General features: G+C 65.7%; 21 protein-coding genes and 1 tRNA gene. 17 read left to right on the forward strand and 5 right to left on the reverse strand.

Features of this window, described 5'->3' with window-relative positions; all coding sequences use genetic code 11:
• The 6 genes from DJ69_RS13920 to hisH all read left to right on the forward strand — a co-directional run.
• Positions 1 to 288: MOFRL family protein (locus tag DJ69_RS13920; protein ID WP_275539529.1), on the forward strand; the 288-nt coding region annotated here is incomplete at its 5' end.
• 117 nt (positions 289 to 405) lie between these two features.
• The gene (locus DJ69_RS13925) at positions 406 to 1,053 is read left to right on the forward strand and encodes a uracil-DNA glycosylase (protein WP_099256151.1); all 648 of its coding nucleotides are present in this window, start codon (positions 406 to 408) and stop codon (positions 1,051 to 1,053) included.
• 101 nt (positions 1,054 to 1,154) lie between these two features.
• Positions 1,155 to 2,312, forward strand: coding sequence for a phosphate/phosphite/phosphonate ABC transporter substrate-binding protein (locus DJ69_RS13930; protein WP_099256152.1), 1,158 nt, complete (start codon positions 1,155 to 1,157; stop codon positions 2,310 to 2,312).
• A 28-nt stretch (positions 2,313 to 2,340) separates the two neighbouring features.
• Positions 2,341 to 3,126 (forward strand): phosphonate ABC transporter ATP-binding protein, encoded by a 786-nt coding sequence (locus tag DJ69_RS13935; RefSeq protein ID WP_099256153.1) that lies wholly within the window; start codon positions 2,341 to 2,343, stop codon positions 3,124 to 3,126.
• Positions 3,127 to 3,148: 22 nt separating this feature from the next.
• Complete coding sequence (phnE, locus tag DJ69_RS13940) at positions 3,149 to 4,240, forward strand: phosphonate ABC transporter, permease protein PhnE (protein ID WP_099256154.1); 1,092 nt, start codon at positions 3,149 to 3,151, stop codon at positions 4,238 to 4,240.
• Positions 4,241 to 4,324: 84 nt separating this feature from the next.
• On the forward strand, positions 4,325 to 4,984 hold the full coding sequence (gene hisH, locus DJ69_RS13945) for an imidazole glycerol phosphate synthase subunit HisH (RefSeq protein WP_099256155.1): 660 nt from the start codon (positions 4,325 to 4,327) through the stop codon (positions 4,982 to 4,984).
• 54 nt (positions 4,985 to 5,038) lie between these two features.
• Here hisH and DJ69_RS13950 read toward each other — a convergent pair whose 3' ends face one another.
• A complete protein-coding gene (locus DJ69_RS13950) occupies positions 5,039 to 6,052 on the reverse strand; it encodes an aldo/keto reductase (protein WP_099256185.1) in 1,014 nt (337 codons plus the stop codon).
• A gap of 126 nt (positions 6,053 to 6,178) precedes the next feature.
• Positions 6,179 to 6,721, reverse strand: a complete 543-nt coding sequence (locus DJ69_RS13955) for a CDP-2,3-bis-(O-geranylgeranyl)-sn-glycerol synthase (protein ID WP_099256156.1) — start codon at positions 6,719 to 6,721, stop codon at positions 6,179 to 6,181.
• Positions 6,722 to 6,824: 103 nt separating this feature from the next.
• Between DJ69_RS13955 and DJ69_RS13960 the strand changes: the two genes are divergently transcribed.
• A complete protein-coding gene (locus DJ69_RS13960; protein WP_099256157.1) occupies positions 6,825 to 7,664 on the forward strand; it encodes a proline dehydrogenase family protein in 840 nt (279 codons plus the stop codon).
• A gap of 89 nt (positions 7,665 to 7,753) precedes the next feature.
• Positions 7,754 to 8,476 carry a DUF502 domain-containing protein gene (locus DJ69_RS13965; RefSeq protein WP_099256158.1) on the forward strand — a complete coding sequence of 241 codons (723 nt, stop codon included), beginning with the start codon at positions 7,754 to 7,756 and terminating at the stop codon, positions 8,474 to 8,476.
• Between the two features lie 41 nt (positions 8,477 to 8,517).
• On the opposite strand, the gene DJ69_RS13970 is transcribed toward DJ69_RS13965, so the two are convergent.
• From DJ69_RS13970 to DJ69_RS13980, 3 genes are all read right to left on the reverse strand, one after another.
• On the reverse strand, positions 8,518 to 9,447 hold the full coding sequence (locus DJ69_RS13970; protein ID WP_099256159.1) for a branched-chain amino acid transaminase: 930 nt from the start codon (positions 9,445 to 9,447) through the stop codon (positions 8,518 to 8,520).
• A 104-nt stretch (positions 9,448 to 9,551) separates the two neighbouring features.
• Entirely contained in the window at positions 9,552 to 10,283 is a 732-nt protein-coding gene (ribB, locus tag DJ69_RS13975; RefSeq protein ID WP_099256160.1) for a 3,4-dihydroxy-2-butanone-4-phosphate synthase, read from the reverse strand.
• Complete coding sequence (locus DJ69_RS13980; protein WP_099256161.1) at positions 10,283 to 11,074, reverse strand: DUF120 domain-containing protein; 792 nt, start codon at positions 11,072 to 11,074, stop codon at positions 10,283 to 10,285. The genes ribB and DJ69_RS13980 overlap by 1 nt, the downstream gene beginning before the upstream one ends.
• A 261-nt stretch (positions 11,075 to 11,335) precedes the next feature.
• Here DJ69_RS13980 and DJ69_RS13985 point away from each other — a divergent pair.
• The 9 genes from DJ69_RS13985 to DJ69_RS14020 all read left to right on the forward strand — a co-directional run bounded on the left by DJ69_RS13985 (position 11,336) and on the right by DJ69_RS14020 (position 19,106).
• Positions 11,336 to 11,407 (forward strand) — tRNA-Ala (locus DJ69_RS13985).
• Positions 11,408 to 11,584: 177 nt separating this feature from the next.
• Positions 11,585 to 11,761, forward strand: coding sequence for a hypothetical protein (locus DJ69_RS18520; RefSeq protein ID WP_180271831.1), 177 nt, complete (start codon positions 11,585 to 11,587; stop codon positions 11,759 to 11,761).
• Positions 11,762 to 11,981: 220 nt separating this feature from the next.
• Positions 11,982 to 13,913: a hypothetical protein gene (locus DJ69_RS13990; protein ID WP_099256162.1), complete on the forward strand. Its 1,932-nt coding sequence runs from the start codon at positions 11,982 to 11,984 to the stop codon at positions 13,911 to 13,913.
• A 408-nt stretch (positions 13,914 to 14,321) separates the two neighbouring features.
• Positions 14,322 to 14,684, forward strand: coding sequence for a hypothetical protein (locus DJ69_RS13995; RefSeq protein WP_099256163.1), 363 nt, complete (start codon positions 14,322 to 14,324; stop codon positions 14,682 to 14,684).
• A complete protein-coding gene (locus tag DJ69_RS14000) occupies positions 14,684 to 15,085 on the forward strand; it encodes a hypothetical protein (protein WP_099256164.1) in 402 nt (133 codons plus the stop codon). Before DJ69_RS13995 ends, DJ69_RS14000 begins: the two co-directional genes overlap by 1 nt.
• A gap of 145 nt (positions 15,086 to 15,230) precedes the next feature.
• Positions 15,231 to 16,793, forward strand: a complete 1,563-nt coding sequence (locus DJ69_RS14005; protein WP_144050455.1) for a hypothetical protein — start codon at positions 15,231 to 15,233, stop codon at positions 16,791 to 16,793.
• Between the two features lie 3 nt (positions 16,794 to 16,796).
• Complete coding sequence (locus DJ69_RS14010; protein WP_099256166.1) at positions 16,797 to 17,315, forward strand: hypothetical protein; 519 nt, start codon at positions 16,797 to 16,799, stop codon at positions 17,313 to 17,315.
• Entirely contained in the window at positions 17,312 to 18,154 is an 843-nt protein-coding gene (locus tag DJ69_RS14015) for a hypothetical protein (RefSeq protein ID WP_099256167.1), read from the forward strand. The genes DJ69_RS14010 and DJ69_RS14015 overlap by 4 nt, the downstream gene beginning before the upstream one ends.
• Positions 18,147 to 19,106: a hypothetical protein gene (locus DJ69_RS14020; protein WP_099256168.1), complete on the forward strand. Its 960-nt coding sequence runs from the start codon at positions 18,147 to 18,149 to the stop codon at positions 19,104 to 19,106. The genes DJ69_RS14015 and DJ69_RS14020 overlap by 8 nt, the downstream gene beginning before the upstream one ends.
• The last annotated feature ends 62 nt before the right edge of the window (positions 19,107 to 19,168 follow it).

Raw genomic sequence — 19,168 nt, forward strand, 5'->3', positions numbered from 1 at the left:
GCGCTCGCGGAGGGGCCGCTGGCGGACGGGGAGCGGGCCGATAACGGGAGCGGCTCCCGAGTGGTCGTGGCGAGCGTCGACACCGACGGTCTCGACGGGCCGACCGACGCCGCCGGGGGGGTCGCGGACGCGGCCACGCTCGATCCGGACGCCGCACGCGACGCGCTCGCCCGCCACGACGTGTCCCCGCTTCTCGACGACGCGGACGCGCTCCTGCGGACCGGTCCGACCGGGACGAACGTCAACGACCTGCGGGCGGTCGTCGTGGAGAACCGAGACGACGGGTAGGGCGGCGGCGGTCGGGTAGCTAACCGACTCGGTCGACCGACCGATTCCGAGACTCTCCCGGGACCGCAGCGCCGGAAGGCGGACGGACTTATGTCGGCGCCGCTCACATCTCGATCCATGACAGAGAACGGGGACGCGCCCGGCGGGGGCTCACGAGAGGGCGCGCTCGACGAGGGGCTCCGCGTGCCGTCCTGCGAGCGCTGCCCGGCGCTCGTCGAGTCGCGGAGCCGGATCGTCGACGGCGTCGGCCCGACGGACGCGGACCTGCTGTTCGTCGGCGAGGGCCCGGGCGCACAGGAGGACGAGCAGGGCGAGCCCTTCGTGGGACGCTCGGGCGGCGTGCTCGACGAGGCGCTGCGCGACGCCGGGCTCGCGCGGGCGGACGTGCGCATCACCAACTGCGTCCGCTGTCGCCCGCCGGACAACCGGGATCCGACGACCGAGGAGCTGGCGAACTGCCGCGGCCACCTCGACGCCGAGATCGAGCGGCTCGACCCGGCGCTGATCGTCACGCTCGGGAAGGTGCCGAGCGAACACCTCCTCGACCGGTCGGTGGCGATCACCGCGGAGTCGGGCGAGGTCGTCGACGCGCGGATCGCGGGGGCGTCCCGGCGCGTGCTGCTCTCCGTCCACCCGGCGGCGACGCTGTACGACCGGAGTCAGCGCGACGGCTTCTTCGAGACCATCGCGCGGGCCGGCGAGCTGAGCGGCGTCAGCGAGCGGGACGAGGGCGGCGACGGGCAATCTCGGCTCGGGGAGTTCTGAAACGAAGGGATCGAGCGAAAACCCGTGCGAACGTCCGCCACAATAGCTGTGCATACGAAACATAGAAAATAATATACCATGCGAGTCGAACGCACAACCGTATGTCCGACAACAGGTGGTCGGCGGATCGGCGAACGTTCGTGAAGACGGCGGGTGCGGCCGGGGTAGTCGGGCTCGCCGGCTGTTCTGGGGGCGGTGACGGCTCGGACGGTTCTGACGGCTCGGACGGTTCTGATGGCTCGGACGGTTCTGACGGCGCCACCGCGGGAGACTCCGGGAACTCCGTGCCAGAGGTCACGTGGGTTCTGAACCCCGCGGAAGAGGAGATCGACATTCAGGTGCAATACCAGCCGCTGTTCGAGTACCTCGAGTCCGAGGTCGAAGTGGACATCGTCGAACAACCGACTGCGAGCTACTCCGGCACCGCACAGGAGCTCCGGCGTGCCGCCGAGGGAGACCGACTCTTCGCGGACGTGTCACCGGGCGCGGTCGCGCAGATTCCCAGCGAGCTCGACGTGACGGGGATGCGGGTGGCGTACGGCGCGGAGCAGTACTTTTCGCTCATCACGACGACGACCGACAGCGACATCGAATCGCTCTCCGACCTCGAAGGCGAGGTCTTCGCGTCGGCCGCGCCGACGTCGGTCTCGGGAACGCTGTTCCCGCTGTACATGCTCAGCAACGCCGAACTCGATATCGGGAGCGCTCCCTCCGGGTCCCCCGAGGACTTCGACCTCCGGACCTCGGACCACACGACCGCCCGCGAACAGCTCATTCAGGACGACCGGATCGCGGCCGCCGGGACGGGCGCGTTCTCCACCGCCGCACACGTCCCACAGGAGCAGTTCGACGAGATGTCACAGGATTTCGTCGACATCTCGGCGGAGTACGAGGGAGCCGGGGGAAGCGACCCCGAGCTCCAGCTCCTCGCGGTCTCCGATCCGATCCCGCGCGCCCCCGTCGTGAGCAACGCCGCGTGGGAGGAGTCGCTCAAAGACGACCTCCGCCAGCTGATGATCGACGCCCCGCAGGAGGCGTTCGAGCACGATTCGCAGGCGGACATCGCCGAGGCGCTCAACATCGACCCCGCGATCCTCGACATGGACGAGTCCGAACTCAGCGAGGACCAACAGGACGACCTCGACCTCGTCGAGGCCCACTCGCTCTGGTTCAGCGGCGTCGTCGAGGCGAGCGTCGAGGACTACGACCCCGTCGCGGAGCTCGGTCGCGAGCTCGGCTTGGAGTGGAGCCAGCTGTAGACCGGCCGGCCATTTACACCCTCTCTTTATGACTTACATCGAAGTAGACGGTCTTACGAAGCGGTTCGGAGACACGGTCGCGCTCGATGACGTGTCTTTCGAGGTCCCCGCCGGCGAGTTCGTCATCGTGCTCGGCGTCTCCGGATCCGGGAAGTCGACGCTGCTCCGGACGCTGAGCGGACTGCTCTCGCCGACCGAGGGCGAGATCCGGATCGACGGCGACCCCATGATCGAGCCCCGCCCGGACGTCGCGATGATCTTCCAGCAGCACAACATCATCGGCGACATGACGGCGTACTCGAACTCGCTCTCCGGCGGCGTGCACCGCGCTGGGTTCCTCTCCAGTGTCCTCCAGTTACAGGACACTGAGGAGAAGCACCGCGCTCTCGACGCGCTCGACATGGTCGGACTCCTCGACGAGGCCGAACAGAAGGCGCGGAGCATGAGCGGCGGGCAACAGCAGCGCGTGGGGATCGCTCGCGCGCTCGTCCAGCGGCCGGAGGTCCTGCTCGCCGACGAGCCGGTCGCGAGCCTCGACCCCGGCAGCGCACAGAGCGTGATGGGCTACCTCCGGAGGGCCTCCGAAGACCGCGATCTGACGACCTTCTGTAGCCTTCATCAAGTGAACATCGCTCGGAAGTTCGGACACCGGTTTATCGGCCTCAGAGACGGTGAGAAGGTGTTCGACGGGTATCGAGACGATCTGACTATCGACATCATCGACGACCTCTACGGCGACATCGACACCGAGGGGATGTTCGTCCGCGACGAGGGTGACGGAGAGGGCGCGACCGACGAGGTCGCGACGACGTGACGAGAACGGAGCTGATCTACGAGTGACAACAGACACTACGGATTCCGACGGGACGCGCGGGCCGGAGGCGGTCGGCGTCGACGACGCGTCCGACGTTCCGGATCGCATCGCCGCACAGTTCGAGAACATCAAACAGACCCGTCGTCGTCGGGCACTCGGGTGGGCTGGACTCGCCGTCTTCCTCGTGTTCACGACGCTGCAGGCGTTCGCCGCGACGGAGCTTCTGAACCCGGACGCGCGCCTCGAAACGTTCACCGAGTCGCTGACCGGGTTCTTCCCGATCACCGACTACTTCGGCGTGCTCCCGTTCCTCGACCTCGGCCAGTACATCGGTTTCATCAGGCAAGAGAATCTGCTGTACGACCCCGAGATCGGCGGGCTGTTGTTCCAGTTCCCGCCGAACCCAACGGATATCTACGCGTTCTTCTTTCAGGAGCTCGGGATCTTCCAGATCTTCGGGGAGGCGGGAATCACGCTCGCGATGGGATTCGTCGGGACGATCCTCGGGTTCCCGTTCGCCTTGGTGTTCGGGACGCTCGGCTCCGAGCGCGTCACGCCGTTCCCGTTCAACTTCATCTTCCGCGGGACGATGTCCTTCATCCGGGCGATCCCCGCGATCATCTGGACGCTCATCTTCATCCCGTTCCTCGGGCTCGGCCCGGCCTCGGCCGCGCTCGCGATCGCGTTCGACACGATCGGGAACCTCGGCCGGCTGTTCGTCGACGAACTCGAAGAGATCGAGGACGGCCCGATCGAAGCCATGCGCACGACCGGTGCGAGCAAGCCCCAGATCGTCTTCTTCGGGATGTTGAGTCAGGTCCGAACCGGCTTCATCGCGTGGACCCTGTACATCTTCGAGATCAACGTCCGCGCCGCCGTTACCGTCGGCGTCATCGGTGCCGGGGGACTCGGCTACGTCCTCACCTCACAGCAGAACCTCCTGCGGTTCACCGAGATGATGGCGACGCTGCTCGCCATCTTCCTGCTCATCATCTCCGTCGAGCTGTTCAGTCAGCGGCTCCGATCGCGGCTGCGCTCCGACGACGTGGAGATGAGCATCTGGGAGCTCATCACCGGCTTCCCGCGTCGGATGATGGAATCGGCGATGAAGTGATCGGGCCCCGGACATCCGATCGACACGCGATCAACGGGCCGCCACAAGGGAAACCGACTTTTCCGTGCCCCTCCGAGGGGACGTATGAGCACTATCGAACCGCCGGCGGAGACGCTGGCGGACGTGGTCCTGGTCGACTACGGCCTCGGGAACCTCCGGTCGGCGACCCGCGGGTTGGAGCGCGCGGGCGCGTCGGTCGAGATCACCGACGATCCCGAGGCGTTCGCGGCCGCCGACGGCGTCGTCCTCCCGGGCGTCGGCGCGTTCCGCGAGGGGATGGAGAACGCCGGACCGCTTCGCGAGGCGCTGACGGACCACGCCGAGGCGGGCCGCCCGCTCTTCGGGATCTGTCTCGGGATGCAGATGCTCCTGACCTCCAGCGAGGAGGCCGACCACGAGGGGGAAGGCGAGGTGACCGGCCTCGATCTGATCGCCGGCACCAACGTCCGGTTCGACGTGGACCGGAAGGTGCCGCACATGGGGTGGAACGAGCTCGATATCGCGCGCGACCACCCCGTCGTCGACGGCGTGGACGGCGAGCACGCCTACTTCGTCCACTCCTACTACGCCGAGCCCGACGACCCGGACGCGGTCGTCGCCACCGCGGACTACGGCGTCGACTTCCCCGCCGTCGTCGCCAACGAGGCGGGCAACGTGTTCGGCACCCAGTTCCACCCCGAGAAGAGCGGAGAGACGGGGCTCCGGATCCTGCGGAACTTCGTCGAGTACTGCGCGGACCACTAACGCGGTCGAGTCGACGCCGGAGCGCCGACGCCGGAAGCGGGCAGATCGCGCGCCTTACAGCCCGTCGTACGGGCTGGGCTTCGCGGCGGTGAGCCGGCCCACCTGCTCGTCCGACAGATCGATCTCGGCGGCCGCGAGGTTCTCCGCGAGCTGGTCGGTCGTGCGCGCGCCGACGATGGGCGCGGTGACGCCGTCGCGGTGGGAGAGCCACGCGAGCGCGGTCTGGGCGGGCGTCGCGCCGACCTCGTCGGCGACGGCGTCGAGCTCGTCGTGAGCGTCGAAGTTCTCCGGAGTGAGGTACGCCTCCCGGAAGCGGCTCGACTCGACGGCCTTCGACTCCTCGGGGAGGTCCTCGTCGCGGTCGTACTTCCCGGTCAGGAACCCCTGTCCGAGCGGGCTCCACGGGGAGACGGCCAGACCCTGCTGGCGCGCGAACTCCAGGTAGTCTCCCTCGACCTCGCGGTCGACGAGGTTGTACCGCGGCTGGAGCAGTTTGAACGGCTCCCACCCCTCGTTCCGGGCGATCTCGTTGGCGCGGGCGACCTTCCAGGCGTTCGGGCGGAGCGTGGAGGCGCCGAGGTAGTGGACCTTCCCGGACTCGACGAGCCCGTTGAGCGTCTTCATCAGCTCGCGGGCCGGCGTCTCGTCGTCCCACCGGTGGATGTAGAGCACGTCGACGTAGTCGGTGTCGAGCCGGTCGAGGAGGGCGTCGACGCGGTGGCGGACGTTCTTGCGGTTCGTCCCGCGGCTGTTCGGGTCGCCGTCGCGGATCTGCCAGAACACCTTCGACGCGATCGTGTAGCGCTCGCGGTCGCGCTCGGCGAGCCAGTCGCCGATCCAGCGCTCGCAGTCGCCGCCGCCGTACACGTCGGCGGTGTCGATGTAGCGACCGCCGGCGGCCTCGTACCCGTCGAGCAGCTCGTGCGCGCGGGCCTTGTCGATCTCCACGTTGCCCGCCTCAGTCACGCGACCGAACCGCCACGTGCCGAACTGCAGCTCGCTCGTCCGGAGACCGGTTCGGCCGAGCCGGACCGTGTCGAGGTCGATCTCGTCGAGTTCGGGAGTCATCTCTCGATCGGTTGGGTCCATCGCCGCAAAAACCTACAGCAAGCGGATGCACCGTGTGAACGAGAGTCGGGGAAGTGGCGCGGTCAGCGCGACGCGCTCGCGGAGCCGGCGAGCGTCGCGACGCGTTCACCACGGCTCGTTCTTCAGTCCGAGCGCGTAGGCGCCGACGTTCGTGACGACGTGGAGGATCGGCGTCATCACGAGGACGACGGCGAGGACGGACGGGGTGAACACCGCGAGCGCCCAGTCGGTGTCGACGACGAAGACGGCCGCGAGCGCGACGACGACGAAGTCGAGCTGGTCGAGGCCCGGAAACGCCGCCCCGCGCTCGCGGCCCGATCGGCGCTTGAGGAAGGAGGCGCCGATGTCGCCGCACATCGCGCCGAACGCGAGCGCGAACGCGGCCGGGAGCGCGAACGTCGGGAGCTCGACCCCGAGCGCGGCGCTCGCCGGCTCCGCGAGGGCGTTGAGCGCGAGCGCGAGGAGGACTCCGGTCAGGGTGCCGACCGCGGTGCCGCGCCACGTCTTGCCGTCGCCGAGCAGGCGGGCGCCGCGCCACTCGCGACCGCCGTCGATGGGGCGGCCACCGCCCGCGAGCACCGCGGCGTTGTTCGGCACGTACGCGGGCAACATCGCCCAGAGCGCGGTCGCGACGAGCGAACCGATCATACCCGACCGTCGCCCGTCCGGGGTATATAAATCCCGGATTCGGCCGACCCGGTACCCGCTCGGGTCGACAACAGTCAAGTCGCTACCGCTCCGAGTGAGGCGTATGATCCCTCCGATCGCGCGGCGGTTCGTCGCCGGCGAGAGCGTCCCGGTCGCCCTGGAACACGCCCGAGCGCGCAACGGGGACGGCGTCGCCGTCATTCTGAACCTGCTCGGCGAGCACTACGACGACCCCGCGGCCGCCCGCGCCGACACCGACGCGTATCTCGCGCTCTTGGCGGACATCGCCGACAGCGGGCTCGACGCCTGTGTCTCGGTGAAACCCTCCCAGATCGGGCTCGACGTGTCCGACGAGCTGTTCGAGGAGCACTACCGCGAGATCGTCGCCCGCGCCCACGAGCTGGACGCGTTCGTCTGGTGCGACATGGAGGACGCCGACACCACGGACGCGACCCTCGACGCCTTCGAGTCGATCGCCGCGGAGTACCCGTGGAGCGTCGGCCAGTGCATCCAGTCGAACCTCAAGCGCACCCGCGAGGACCTCGACCGCCTCCGCGACGTGCCCGGCAAAATCCGGCTCGTGAAGGGGGCGTACGAGGAGCCGGCGTCGATCGCGTACACGGAGAAGTCGCGCGTCGACAGGGCGTACCGCGAGGACCTCCGGTTCCTGTTCGAACACCGCGACCGCGGCGTCGCGGTCGGCTCGCACGACCCCGCGATGATCGCGCTCGCCGACCGGCTCGCCCGGGAGCGCGGGACCGACTACGAGGTCCAGATGCTGATGGGGGTCCGCGACGAGGCCCAGCGCGACCTCGCCGCGCAGGGGGTGGACGTGGCCCAGTACGCCCCGTACGGGACCAAGTGGCTCTCGTACTTCTACCGGCGGGTTCGCGAACGCAGACAGAACCTCGCGTTCGCGCTGCGAGCGGTCGTCGGTCAATGACGACGACCGCCGGACCGGCGAGCGCGCGTCGAGCGCGCCCGAGACGTAGAAGCCCCTTTAACCTTCGCCGACGGACACTGGATCGATAGATGTCCACGTGGAAACGCGACTTCGCCAGCGGCCTCATCGTGCTGGCTCCCCTGTTGGTGCTGCTTCTCGTCCTCCAGTGGATCTACCGGTATATCGCGTCTATCCCGCTGATCGAGGGGCTCCAACCGACGATCATCCCCGCGCCGCTCGAGCCGGTCTCGCGGGTGATCATCGCGATGGCGGTGTTCGCGACGGTCGTCCTCGCGGTCGGCTACTTCATGCGGACGACGCTCGGTCGGCTGGCGGAGTCCACCGTGGACGGCGCCATAAACCGGATCCCGGCGCTGCGCGTGGTGTACAACGCCTCGAAGCTCGCGATCGAAACGGCGGTCTCCGGGACCGACGAGCTCCAGAGCCCGGTGTACATCGAGACGTGGCCGGGGATCCGCATGACCGCGTTCCGAACCGGGAAGAAGACCCGCGACGGGAAGATCGTCCTGTTCATGCCGACCGCCCCGAACATCACCACCGGCTTCGTCATCGAGGTCGAGCCGGAGCGCATCGAGGAGACGGGCGAAACCGTCGAGGAGGGAATGACGCGCGTCCTCTCGGCCGGCTTCGCCGAGTCCGCACATCAGGTCCCCGTCGAAGAGGAACATCCGCCCGACGGGACCACCGGACGGCCGGGCGGCGTCGGCGGCGTCCGAACCGACGGGACGCCCGGTGAGTCCGACCGCCCGTCCACGGACGGCGGGAACGACGGGGCGGGCGACGGCGACTGATCGGGGGCGGTGAGCAAGCGAAACCGACGGCGAGCGGGGACCTACAGGTAGGTGAACCAGTCGTCGTGGGCGTCGGTCCGGCGCTCGACCAGGTCGAAGAAGGCGCTCTGGAGCTCCTCGGTGACCGGGCCGCGGGTGCCCGCGCCGATCTCGGTGTCGTCGACCGAGCGAATCGGCGTCACCTCGGCCGCGGAGCCGGTGAAGAACAGCTCGTCGGCGGTGTACAGCTGGCCGCGAGAGATGACGGCCTCGTCGTGGACCTCGTAGCCGCGCTCTTCCGCCAGTTCGATGACGGTGTCGCGGGTGATGCCCTCGAGGATCGACTGCGCGGGGCCGGTGGTGTAGATCTCCCCGTCGTTGATCATGAAGATGTTCTCGCCCGGCCCCTCGGCGACGTTCCCCTCCTTGTTTAAGACGATGGCCTCGACGTAGCCGTTCCGGCGCGCCTCCTCGCCCGCGAGCATGGAGTTGACGTAGAGCCCCGTCGTCTTCACGTTCGTCGGGACCTGCGAGGAAGCGTGTTTCCGCCAGGAGGAGACCATCACGTCGACGCCGTCCGTGAGCGCCTCCTCGCCGAGGTACGCGCCCCACGGCCACGCGGCGAGCACGAGGTCGGTCGGACAGTCCTTCGGCGAGACCCCCAGCGAGTCGTAGCCGTAGTAGGCGATCGGCCGGATGTAACACGACTCGAGGTCCTGCCGGTCGAGCAGTTCGAGGGTGGCCTCGGTGATCTCCTCGCGGGAGTGGTCGATGTCCATGTCGTACATCTTCGCGGAGTCGAACAGCCGGTCGAGGTGTTCGTCCCAGCGGAAGATCGCCGGTCCCTGTTCAGTGTCGTAACAGCGGACACCCTCGAACACGCCGCTCCCGTAGTGGAGCGCGTGCGTCAGAACGTGAGTGGTCGCGTCCTCCCAGTCGAGGAACTCACCGTTCTTCCAGATCGTGTCGACGTCCATCTCGTCGAATCCCATACTCGGAGGTTGCGGTCGGCGGGCTTAAAACTGTGACAACCGGCCGAGTCTGTCGCGAGGGGCCGAAGACCCCTCGCTGCGCGCGCCGACCGCGCGACGATCGACTACGTAAGCGCCTCGACGAGCGCGGCCCCCTCGACGTACGGGATCCCGCGCCGGCGGGCGTACGCCTCGGCGTCCGCGGGCGAGAGCGCGTCGCCGGTCTCGTCGTCGAGCATCTCACAGACGACGGCGGCGGGCGCGGCGTCGACCGCCTCGGCCATCGCGAGGCCGAGCTCCGTGTGGCCGGTCCGCCCGCGCAGACCGTCGCGAGCGCCCCGCAGCACGTGGACGTGGCCGGGAGCGCGGAAGTCGGCGGCGAACGCCTCGGGACCGTACGCGTCCGGGTCGGCCCCGACCGCGGCGGCCGCGTTCGCGAGCTCGACGATCGTCAGAGCGCGGTCCTCGTCGGTGATTCCGGTGAACGTCTCGCGGTGGTTCACCGGCAGCGAGAAGGAGGAGCGGTCGTCGTACTCGGGGTCGTCGTCGACCGCGGGGTGATCGAGCGCGTCCGCGAGGAACGGGAGCTCGAACGCGTCCGCGACCGAGTCGGAGACCGCGACGCAGATCAGCCCGCCCGCGTCGTTGCGCATGTGCGCGACCGCCGCCTCGTCGACGGCGCCGGCCGGGTAGACGATGTCCGTCTCGCCCTCGCGGTCCGCGAAGTCGTGGACGCACACCGGGTCGCCCGCGCGGAACGCGTCGAGCGCCCGCCGCACCGAATCGGGGACGGAGTCGGGAATCGCCTCCGTGTCCGCGGGCGACGACGTGGCGTCGGGGTCGACGTCGGCGCGCATCAGGCGGCCTCCGTCTCGACGGCGTCGGTCGGAGTCTCCTCGCCCTCGTCCGCCTCCGATTTGCCCTCCCCGGCGGACGAGTCCACCCGGCTCGTCGCGGCCACGCGGACCTCGACCGCGTCGTCGTCGTCGAGGTCGAGCACGTCGCGGAGCCGCTCGGGAGCGATCAGTTCGAGCTGATCGTCGTCGTGATGGGTGCGGTCCGGGACGATGGCGTGGACCTCTTCGTAGCGCTCGTCGCCCGCGACGAGGGTGACGCCGTAACAGGACGCCGCGCCGTAGGTGCGGTCCTCGCCCTCCCACGCGTCGATCGGGACCGCGTCGATACCGGCCATCTCGCCGCGGCGGCGGACGCTCTCCTCCGAGAGGTCGACGTTGAGCGTCCCCGGGAACGGCTCGTACCCCAAGCGTGACCGGAACTGCTCGGCGTAGCCGGACAGGGTGATGTAGTGGCGTCCCTCGCCCATCCCGCCGGTGACCGCGCCGCGGAGCACGAGCTCCACGTCGGTCTCGAACAGCCGGCGGTAGTCGGCGTACTCGGCGCGGAGGGCCGCCTCGCCCGCGTCGGTGACGCGGACCCACTGGCCGTCGCCGACCACGTCGCGCTCGATGTACCCCGCGGATTCGAGCGTCTGGAGCCGCCGGGAGGCGGTCTGCGTCGAGGCGTCGAGCCGGTCGCCGAGGGCCGCACACGACACCTTCGTCTCGGTCAGGCCGCCGACGAGCCCGACGTGTTTCAGGGCCGCGATCGCGGCCGGGTCGGGGTCCGCCGTCGACGTCGCTTCTGCCATATCCGGATCTGCGTCGCCCGCACGCAAAAGAGTAACGGAAGTGAGATGCGTTCCAAAAACGTTAATCGTGTTGGGAGTGGAATCCGTCGATCGGACCCCTTCGACGTGAGTGAACGTCGTGGGGCACCGCACCTAACCCCATCGGTACCGGCGCCCCTCCGTCGCGGGCTGCAGCGCCGTCGAATCATCGTGAGAGAATCACCCGCGTGCGCCTCGTCGAAAGGTAAGGTACAAATACGAACGGCGATTGGTTCCGGGTGCGGGCTCGTAGATCAGCGGCAGATCGCTTCCTTCGCAAGGAAGAGGCCCGGGGTTCAAATCCCCGCGAGTCCATAACTGTCGGTTATCTTCTCGAAGGTTCCTAAATTCGTTAGCTGAAGCTTTATCTCTCCAAAATACGGCTTCCGGTGCGGAGAATAAATCTGCGCCGAAAGGGAGAGTCCATAGATTCCGGATATTCGGGTCCCCGACGTCTGCTGATTATATCGAAGGAAATCGGGGTGATCTGCGGTGAGCCTTACCGACGGCTCGACCGGGACGACCCTGACCGCCGACGGTCCGGGCGAGTTCTGGTGTCCGTTCTGTAACCAGCGCTGTACTCGGAACTCGACGAGCGGCATCGAGTACGGGCACGCGCTGGACTGCGTCGAGCGGCCCGACGACCTCCAGAACCCCGACGAGAAGTGACGGGCGCAGCTGCGCGCCGGTCCACCTCCCCACAGGTTCGGTACGATCTCGCTCGCCTCGTCGACGCGACCCTCGGCAGTCTCTCCAAGCGGTCGGCGACCTTGCGGTCCGTGAGGTCCGCCGGACGCGGACCGAACGGCGCCGACCGCGCACAGGCGACCGTAGGTCGCCAAACGAGTGGCGGTGCTGTCGCGGTCGCACGCACACCTGGAGGTGAGCGATGAGCGCACCTGACGAAGGGGGTGCGTCTTGGCCTTCCAAGGAGACTAACTCTGTAACGGCTTCTCTCACCGGATTAGAGGAGGATGCTGATCCCGTCGTTGAACGTGTCTCCGAGTTCGCTACAGAGTACCCACATCTCGCCGATCAACCTCTCTCTGAGACGCACGGGCGGAAGCTCCGCCGGATCGTCACGGAAGCCGAGTGGGAACAGGAGTTCGTCGATCCCGATCAACCGTTCGAAGACTCGTTCGCGGTCGACACGCTTCGCGAGCGGTCCGCCGGGACGTGGCTTGACGCTGTGCACGCCTTCCTCCGTGCGCACCACGAGTACAAGGGCATGCTCGCGCGGTTCGAAGATCGCGAAAGCGGCGACGAATTCGACGTTCCGCTTGTTGACGCGTGGGGCAAGGAGTACAGCAAGAAGCAGTACGCACGAGCCCGCGCGCTCCAGCGGCAGATGTCTGGCGGCGAACGTCCTTCGGGCGGAGAAGCAACCCCTGCATGGGACGACCCCGTGACTTCCATGCTGACATTGACTGCGTCATCCGTCCCTAACGGAACCCGCGTCCCGCCTGTCGACCAGATGGACGCGATACACGACGCCTTCAGCTACGGCGGCGTTCGCGACACGCTTCGCAACGTGATGGAATATCATCTCAATCTCGACTCCGAGCAGTGGGGATACTGGCTTCAGGCGGAACCGCACGGGATGGGCTCTGCCTCGGACCCTGAGAAAGACGCCGGTCTCAATGCCTGCTACACTCATATTCACGTCGGCGTCTACTTCGACGGCGGACAGTTCGAGGACCTCCGACCTGTCGCCTCCGAGTTCGAGCGGGTGATCGACAAACACCTGGAAGTCTGCGACCTCGCTGGTTGGTCAGCGCACGACTACGACGCGATCGACGACTACCTCCACGAAGACGACGGCTGCATCTCGATGAACGCGGACGTGGGTAACCTCGGTTCCTACCTCGCCGCGTACATGGGCGGCTACACCGAGGATCTCCTCGACAAGCCGATTGAATACATCGCATGGGGTGCCGTCTACTGGTCGGCAGCTCGCCGCCGGACCTCTCGCTCCCAAACCGTGAATCAGGCTATCCGCGCTGATCGGTGCGAACAGCGGGCCGAAAACGAGGAATCCGGACAGGTCGACCCGCACGGAGACCGCGTCCGGTGGGATGACGCCCACGGCGCCGACGTGGTCTGTGCGTGCTGTGGCTCCCCGTGGACTGTTGATCAAGACCGTCTCGACGGACCGCCTGACACGGAGCCCGCGCTTGACGCCGATCTCCAATGGGCAGCTGGCGCAGCGACACCTCCGCCGGAACCTGAAGCCGATCGCTCGCTCGCTGAACGATGGCCGAGTGCGGATAGTGCGTGGTCCTACGGTGAATCTCCGCGAAAGGCGCTGATCCGCGACCGTGTCAAAGGCTACCTCGACGTTCATGGGCGCGACGTGTCGCTTCCTGCGATACTGGCGCACCTGAACATCGACCCGTCGTACAAGGATTTCGTTGGAAAGATACTGAATGGCGAAGATAGCCAAAAATCCGAGGCGTTCGACCGACGTTCGAATGAGCCAGCGTTCGGCTACGAGTTGAAGGCGATCGTCGATAGCGACGGCAACGAACACCAACCCGGAGGCGGCGGCGTCGACATGGTAGCCCTAGAACTCCCGATAAGGAATGTTATCCAGAATACTCGGCTCCAGCACGACCTCGCGCAAGGGGAAATCTTCCGCAACGCTCGAACCGAGGTTGCGAGTCACGGCCCGACAATGATTGCCGCCGGATTCATCGAGAATGGGATTACCGACCCCGAGGTAGTCGATCGGCTGCTGATTGTCGAAGACTACCACGTCACCAATCCAGCGATGGATCGGGATGAACCTCGATGCTGCATGTTGCCTCCTGATGAAAACTAAAAGACTCTACCGAATTCCTCCGCAGATGTACGTCTTGGTTCCGCTAATCAGTATAGGGGTCTGTCTAGTGGTTATTCCTCAGATAGAATTGTATCGCAGTAAGGACAAAACTCTTGATTCACGAAGCGATTGACTCTCTTTTTACATTTTGGACACTCTTCAATCACGACGAATGGCCACTATCATCTTCTGCGTTTTTAATTGGTCCCCTAAATTTCGAGCCCGCGTCGAGATCGGGTCTTCATCCTGAGATACGCGTCCCTTGGCGACCGACTGTTCAAAACCTATATTTCATCTGATAGATAGTGGCTTCTTAACCCGTCTAACAAGATGACGGCTCAGTCGAACTACTTTCACTTAGCCTAGCATCTGAGCTTATATTATAATTACTGCAACTAACAGTTGGAAATGTCGACTGAAAGACCGACACCGCCTGACGGTTACGAACGGTTCGAAAGCAACGATCCCGACAGCGACGTGCCGACAGTGGAACTCGAACCGGGCGAGGTGCTTGACGGGCTCGTGCTCGATCTGACCGAAGGAGAAGGAGACTACGGCCCTTGGTACCGCTTGAAGATCAAGGACGAAAGCCGCGGAGTCGTGCGATACTTCGCGAAAGACGAAGTCAAGCGCGCAGCTGCAGCCGACCGCATCGAGGTCGGCGAACAGATCTGGGTCGCGATGGACACCGAAGAGGTGACGCTGGAACGCGACGACGGCTCGACGCACGACTACAACCCGACGATGGTCGGGTTCCCGGGTGGTGACTGATGGCGTCGTCCTACTCGAACTCGATGGGCGACGCCCTCTCGGACTACACGCACCTGCGGACGCTTCCGGCGCTGCTCTCGGTCGTGTTCATCCTCGCTGGACTCTACCAGTTCGGCGGGATTTCCGAGGTGATGCTGACGTGGATCGACTACACACTCACCGCCGAACACGCCACGTTCATCTCGCTGGCTGCGTACGCGATCGCCTTCGCCAGCAGCGAGACCAAGCAGTTCGACAGCTACGAGCAGTGGGAACAGGTCGCGATCGCCCTCGGTCCGGTGATCATCGCGGGCTACCAGTACGTTCCCCAGCTCGCTGACCTCATCAACACGAGCAGCAACCTCGGCCCGATCGTCGCGTTCCTCGCGACTGTCGTCGCCTGGGGCGTCGCTGTTCGGTAAACTCCACCTCGAATCTCACCTTATGAGTTCCAACCATGACACAACGACTAGCTGTAACGCCTCTGACCGCCCTGCTGCTCGGAACCGCGTGGAGCCTGACGATGCTCCTGCTCGGTCTCGCGCTCGTGTGGGCCGCCGGACCTTCGTGAAGGGTCTCGGCGCCTCCGCTATTGGCGCCGCCGCCCTCGGCTACGATGACGGCCCCGTAGGGGGCGCCCAAGCCTTCGACTGGCAGAAGGCTGGCGTCGCCGCGACGACAGTTGTGGGCGGCCCTGTCGCCCTGCTCGCCTACGGCGCTTCCCTCGGCGGCCCCGACGACTCCGAAGTAGCTAGCGCCCTCGATTGGCAGTCTCACGTTCACGAGTTCACTCGTGCCCGTGAGGATCAGCTGCTTCTTGAACAGACTCTTAGCTCTCTCGAACGGGATATTCAGCTTGTCGAGAACAAAGCCCGCGAACAGGCCATCTTCAACATCTACGAACAGGGCGTTGACTCTGGTACTGAGGCTGACGCTACTGCTGCTGCTGAGAAAGCGATCAACGACGCTTACGCGACCGTCCAAAAGTCGATTCTCCAAACCTACAGCATCCGGGCTGCTCGCTACAAGACGATGATGAACAACCTCGGTACTGAAATTCTCCTCGGTGAGTCGACTCTGGGCGATTACAGTACTGAACCGTACGGCCCTATCGAAACCGCCTCGACCACTCTGTACGATGGTACAACTATCGATCATCAAGGTGGCAACGGCTCCGGGGGCGGCCAAGACGGAGTCTCCGGTGGCGATACTGCCCTCATATTCGATCCGACCCGTTGGACCACCCTCGCTGATGGTGTCTCTGATGGGGGTACGGTCGACAAGTTCTACATCAACAAGCCCGACCCCGCGAACTACAGTTCAGCAGACTCGTCCGACGCCCTCGACATATCTGAGTCTAAGGTGCTTTGCCTCGACGTGTACCGCTTCGCGCAACTGCTCCTCGATCTCGAAACCGCCCACTCGAACATGATGGGCGAAGTGTCGGCGATGGTTAGCTCGTACTTCCAACCCGCCAAGAACGGCGAAATCGACCTGTACGAAGCCGTCGGCCCGCAACATCTCGCTAACACCGCCGAAACCGCGAAGGACTACCAAGAGGCGGCGATGGCGCTCCGTGCGATGGGATACCCGATGAGCAAACAGGTCGTCACGTTCACGCTTCCGAAAGCGTCGGGCGACGGCGACCTCGAACTCACCGGCCGCCTCTCGTGGACTGCCCACAGCGGCAACACTCTCGACGTGGGCCAAACTCATAATGCTGCGAACATCCCCGGCAGCATTTTTGCTGCTGTCAACCTCCCCGAAGGGGTCGACTCTATTTCGGGCAACACGACCGACACCAACACGACCAACACGACCGACACCGGCTCGACCACCGAAGGCCCCGGCGCAGAGATCGTCGAACTCACCGACGAGTTCACGATCGTTTCCGCCGAAGGTGCTGACGGTGTCTCCTTCAACGATCGAACGCTCGCTTCGTCTGACTTGACGAACGAGGAGATCGTCCAAATCTACAAGGAGAACCATACGGCCAACAAGGAGGCCACCGAGAACGTCCACGAAACCGCCACCGGCGGCGGCGGCGGTCTCTCTGGGATGAGCACGACTGAAAAGGCGATCGCTGTCGGTGTCGCTGCGCTCGTCGCGCTCGGCATCCTCAACAACTAACCCATGCGGCTCGCTTTATTCGCGCTGCTCGCGCTCGTAGCTGTCGGCTCGCTGACTGGCGGCGTCGCGGCGCAGGACAACACGACGGCGGTCGCGAACGCGACTGACGAATGCACAGAGACGATCAACGAGTACACGGCCATCTGCGACGCCGAACTCGACGGCTCGGACGTGGTGATCGATATTCACACGGACGGCCCGCAAACCGTGGTCGTCACCGAGGCGTTCCGAAAGGGCTCTGGTGAGCTGAACCAGCGGCGCGTCTCGCTCGACGAAGGCCGCAACACCATCCGCCACCGGGTCACCGTCGACGGCGGCTCCGAGGGCGTCACGATCGCGGCCGGGCAAACCCTCTATCAGAAGGAGGTGCGCTCCTCGTCGACGATCGTCGCCGGTCCGTTCACCGGCTCCGACGTACAAGCGGCCGGGATCGGTGGCTCGCTCGGCGTCGCGCTCACCACGCTATACCTCGTCGCCCGCCGTGTCTACGGCCGAACCGAAGAACCGGAGCGGGTAGCATGACCCAACACAACCCGCCGACTCTGAAAGACGAACAGCCCGCCTACCTCGACCTGCTCGACTGGGTGCGCGCTCGCGCGCCCCAGCTGGTCGTCATCGGGACGGCCGCGACGATCATCGCGATGATCACCGGCTTCGGGGTCTCCGTCCCGCGCTTCTGGTACGTGGCAGGTATCACCGCTCTGCTCGTCTCGCCTCTCGGCTGGATGACCGGCTCCAAAGTTGTGAGCTGGCTCTACAACCCGTCGTTCGTCTGGCTGATCGACCTCGACGCCCGCGTGCTTGAGGGCGGGATCTACCGGCTCCCGCCCGACGACTTCCGCGAGATGGACGTGCTCGACGGCGACGAGTTCATCAACGCCTCGTACTCGCTCACGCAGCTGTCCCCGAGCCTCTACGTCGGGAAACAGGTCGACCTCGAAGACATGACCGTCGTGGGCACTTGGCGCGGGACGCTCGACGACCGCGAGCTGACCCGCGCACTTCGCGCCGTCCACGAGTGCCGCGGCCAGCTCCAGGAGGACGCCCAGCGCGGATTTATCCTCGAGGCCTCGGCGTTCACGGTCGTTCGGCGGGCGACCCGGAACACGGTCAAGAGCGTGATCGAACTGTTCGAGGACGGTTCCCTCCCCGACTCGGGTGATGGAATCGGCAAAGCGATCGACAAGGAACTTGAAGAGTTCGGCCTTGATGATCCTGCCGGTGATGACCTCGCCGATCTCGTCGACGACCAGGACCTTGACGACCTCGACCACAAGTCCGGTTTCGACTTCTCCGAACCGGAGCCGTCGACCGACCGGAATGGTCACGCCGAGAAAGTCGAGGTGTCGGCCGATGACTGATGTTGATGAGGGGATGCTGACCGCGGCGAAGCTCGCCGAGCAGCTGCGTGGTAACATCGAAACGGATCGCGACCTCGCCTCCGGTGCTGGCGCGCTCGACCCGGACGACGTGTCCGCCTCGATGTTCCTCGACGATCTCCGCGCCGACCTTGACGGCGGCTCCGAGCTGCTGTCGCTCGTCGACCGGACCCAACAGTCCCGGCAGGCGTCCGAGGCGATTCGGTCCGGGAACTCGATGCTGCTCTCACACCTGGTCGGGATCACCGAACAGGACCTCGACGGCTCGGCGCTTCGGCTCCCGCTGCGCCTCGACGACGTGATGACCAACAACGACGCGACGGCGTTCATCGGCGGCGCCGGCAACCCGAACACGGGGAAGACCAACCTGATGGCGTTGCTCGCCGAACTCCGATCTGCCACCGTCGACGATCTCCTGGTGATCTCGAACTCCCGCACCTGGGACCGGACTGATCTCGTCGTCACGAGCGCGCACGACCTCGCGGTCACCTGCATCGAGCATCGGGACCGGCCGAAGTTCGTGTTCATCGACGAGGGCTCGACGCACTTCGACGCGCGGACGAACAGCTACGAGGTCGCGGCGCAGTTTTCTCCCCTTGCTAAGCGGATGGCGAAGGTGAACGTCGACGTGTTCGGCACGGTGTTCCACACGGGCAAGGACTGCCACCCGGAGCTGAAGCGGCTGTTCACGACGGCGTTCTTCAAGCACTCGAAGAAAGACGTCGACTTCTTCGCTGACTGGCCCGCTGACGCTGACAAGCCGACCGATCAGCTGTTCGGCGGGACGGTCGAAAACCTCGAACCCGCGACCGCGGAACCCGACCCGAACGACGCGGCGCCGTGGGATTGGAACCTCCAACCCGACCTCTTCGCCCTCGATCTCGACTGGCCCGAACTGCTTGACGAGTTGCACGACCGAGGACCAACTGGGTAATGATATCCCTATCGGATATGTTGAATGTTCTATTGGGCCAAAGTTTTGTGTAGAAAGTAGAC

The organism is Halorubrum persicum (assembly GCF_002727125.1).
GTDB classification, from domain to species: domain Archaea; phylum Halobacteriota; class Halobacteria; order Halobacteriales; family Haloferacaceae; genus Halorubrum; species Halorubrum persicum.

What these genes read in the sequence shown, in the direction of transcription:
- hisH (WP_099256155.1), top strand. Translation starts at nt 4,325, where the DNA reads ATGAGCACTATCGAACCGCCGGCGGAGACGCTGGCGGACGTGGTCCTG.
- DJ69_RS13930 (WP_099256152.1), top strand. Translation starts at nt 1,155, where the DNA reads ATGTCCGACAACAGGTGGTCGGCGGATCGGCGAACGTTCGTGAAGACG.
- DJ69_RS13980 (WP_099256161.1), bottom strand. Translation starts at nt 11,074, where the DNA reads ATGGCAGAAGCGACGTCGACGGCGGACCCCGACCCGGCCGCGATCGCG.
- DJ69_RS13960 (WP_099256157.1), top strand. Translation starts at nt 6,825, where the DNA reads ATGATCCCTCCGATCGCGCGGCGGTTCGTCGCCGGCGAGAGCGTCCCG.
- DJ69_RS13995 (WP_099256163.1), top strand. Translation starts at nt 14,322, where the DNA reads ATGTCGACTGAAAGACCGACACCGCCTGACGGTTACGAACGGTTCGAA.
- DJ69_RS13935 (WP_099256153.1), top strand. Translation starts at nt 2,341, where the DNA reads ATGACTTACATCGAAGTAGACGGTCTTACGAAGCGGTTCGGAGACACG.
- DJ69_RS14000 (WP_099256164.1), top strand. Translation starts at nt 14,684, where the DNA reads ATGGCGTCGTCCTACTCGAACTCGATGGGCGACGCCCTCTCGGACTAC.
- DJ69_RS13990 (WP_099256162.1), top strand. Translation starts at nt 11,982, where the DNA reads ATGAGCGCACCTGACGAAGGGGGTGCGTCTTGGCCTTCCAAGGAGACT.
- DJ69_RS13965 (WP_099256158.1), top strand. Translation starts at nt 7,754, where the DNA reads ATGTCCACGTGGAAACGCGACTTCGCCAGCGGCCTCATCGTGCTGGCT.
- DJ69_RS13950 (WP_099256185.1), bottom strand. Translation starts at nt 6,052, where the DNA reads ATGACTCCCGAACTCGACGAGATCGACCTCGACACGGTCCGGCTCGGC.
- DJ69_RS13925 (WP_099256151.1), top strand. Translation starts at nt 406, where the DNA reads ATGACAGAGAACGGGGACGCGCCCGGCGGGGGCTCACGAGAGGGCGCG.
- DJ69_RS13955 (WP_099256156.1), bottom strand. Translation starts at nt 6,721, where the DNA reads ATGATCGGTTCGCTCGTCGCGACCGCGCTCTGGGCGATGTTGCCCGCG.
- ribB (WP_099256160.1), bottom strand. Translation starts at nt 10,283, where the DNA reads ATGCGCGCCGACGTCGACCCCGACGCCACGTCGTCGCCCGCGGACACG.
- DJ69_RS14015 (WP_099256167.1), top strand. Translation starts at nt 17,312, where the DNA reads ATGACCCAACACAACCCGCCGACTCTGAAAGACGAACAGCCCGCCTAC.
- DJ69_RS14010 (WP_099256166.1), top strand. Translation starts at nt 16,797, where the DNA reads ATGCGGCTCGCTTTATTCGCGCTGCTCGCGCTCGTAGCTGTCGGCTCG.
- DJ69_RS13970 (WP_099256159.1), bottom strand. Translation starts at nt 9,447, where the DNA reads ATGGGATTCGACGAGATGGACGTCGACACGATCTGGAAGAACGGTGAG.
- DJ69_RS14020 (WP_099256168.1), top strand. Translation starts at nt 18,147, where the DNA reads ATGACTGATGTTGATGAGGGGATGCTGACCGCGGCGAAGCTCGCCGAG.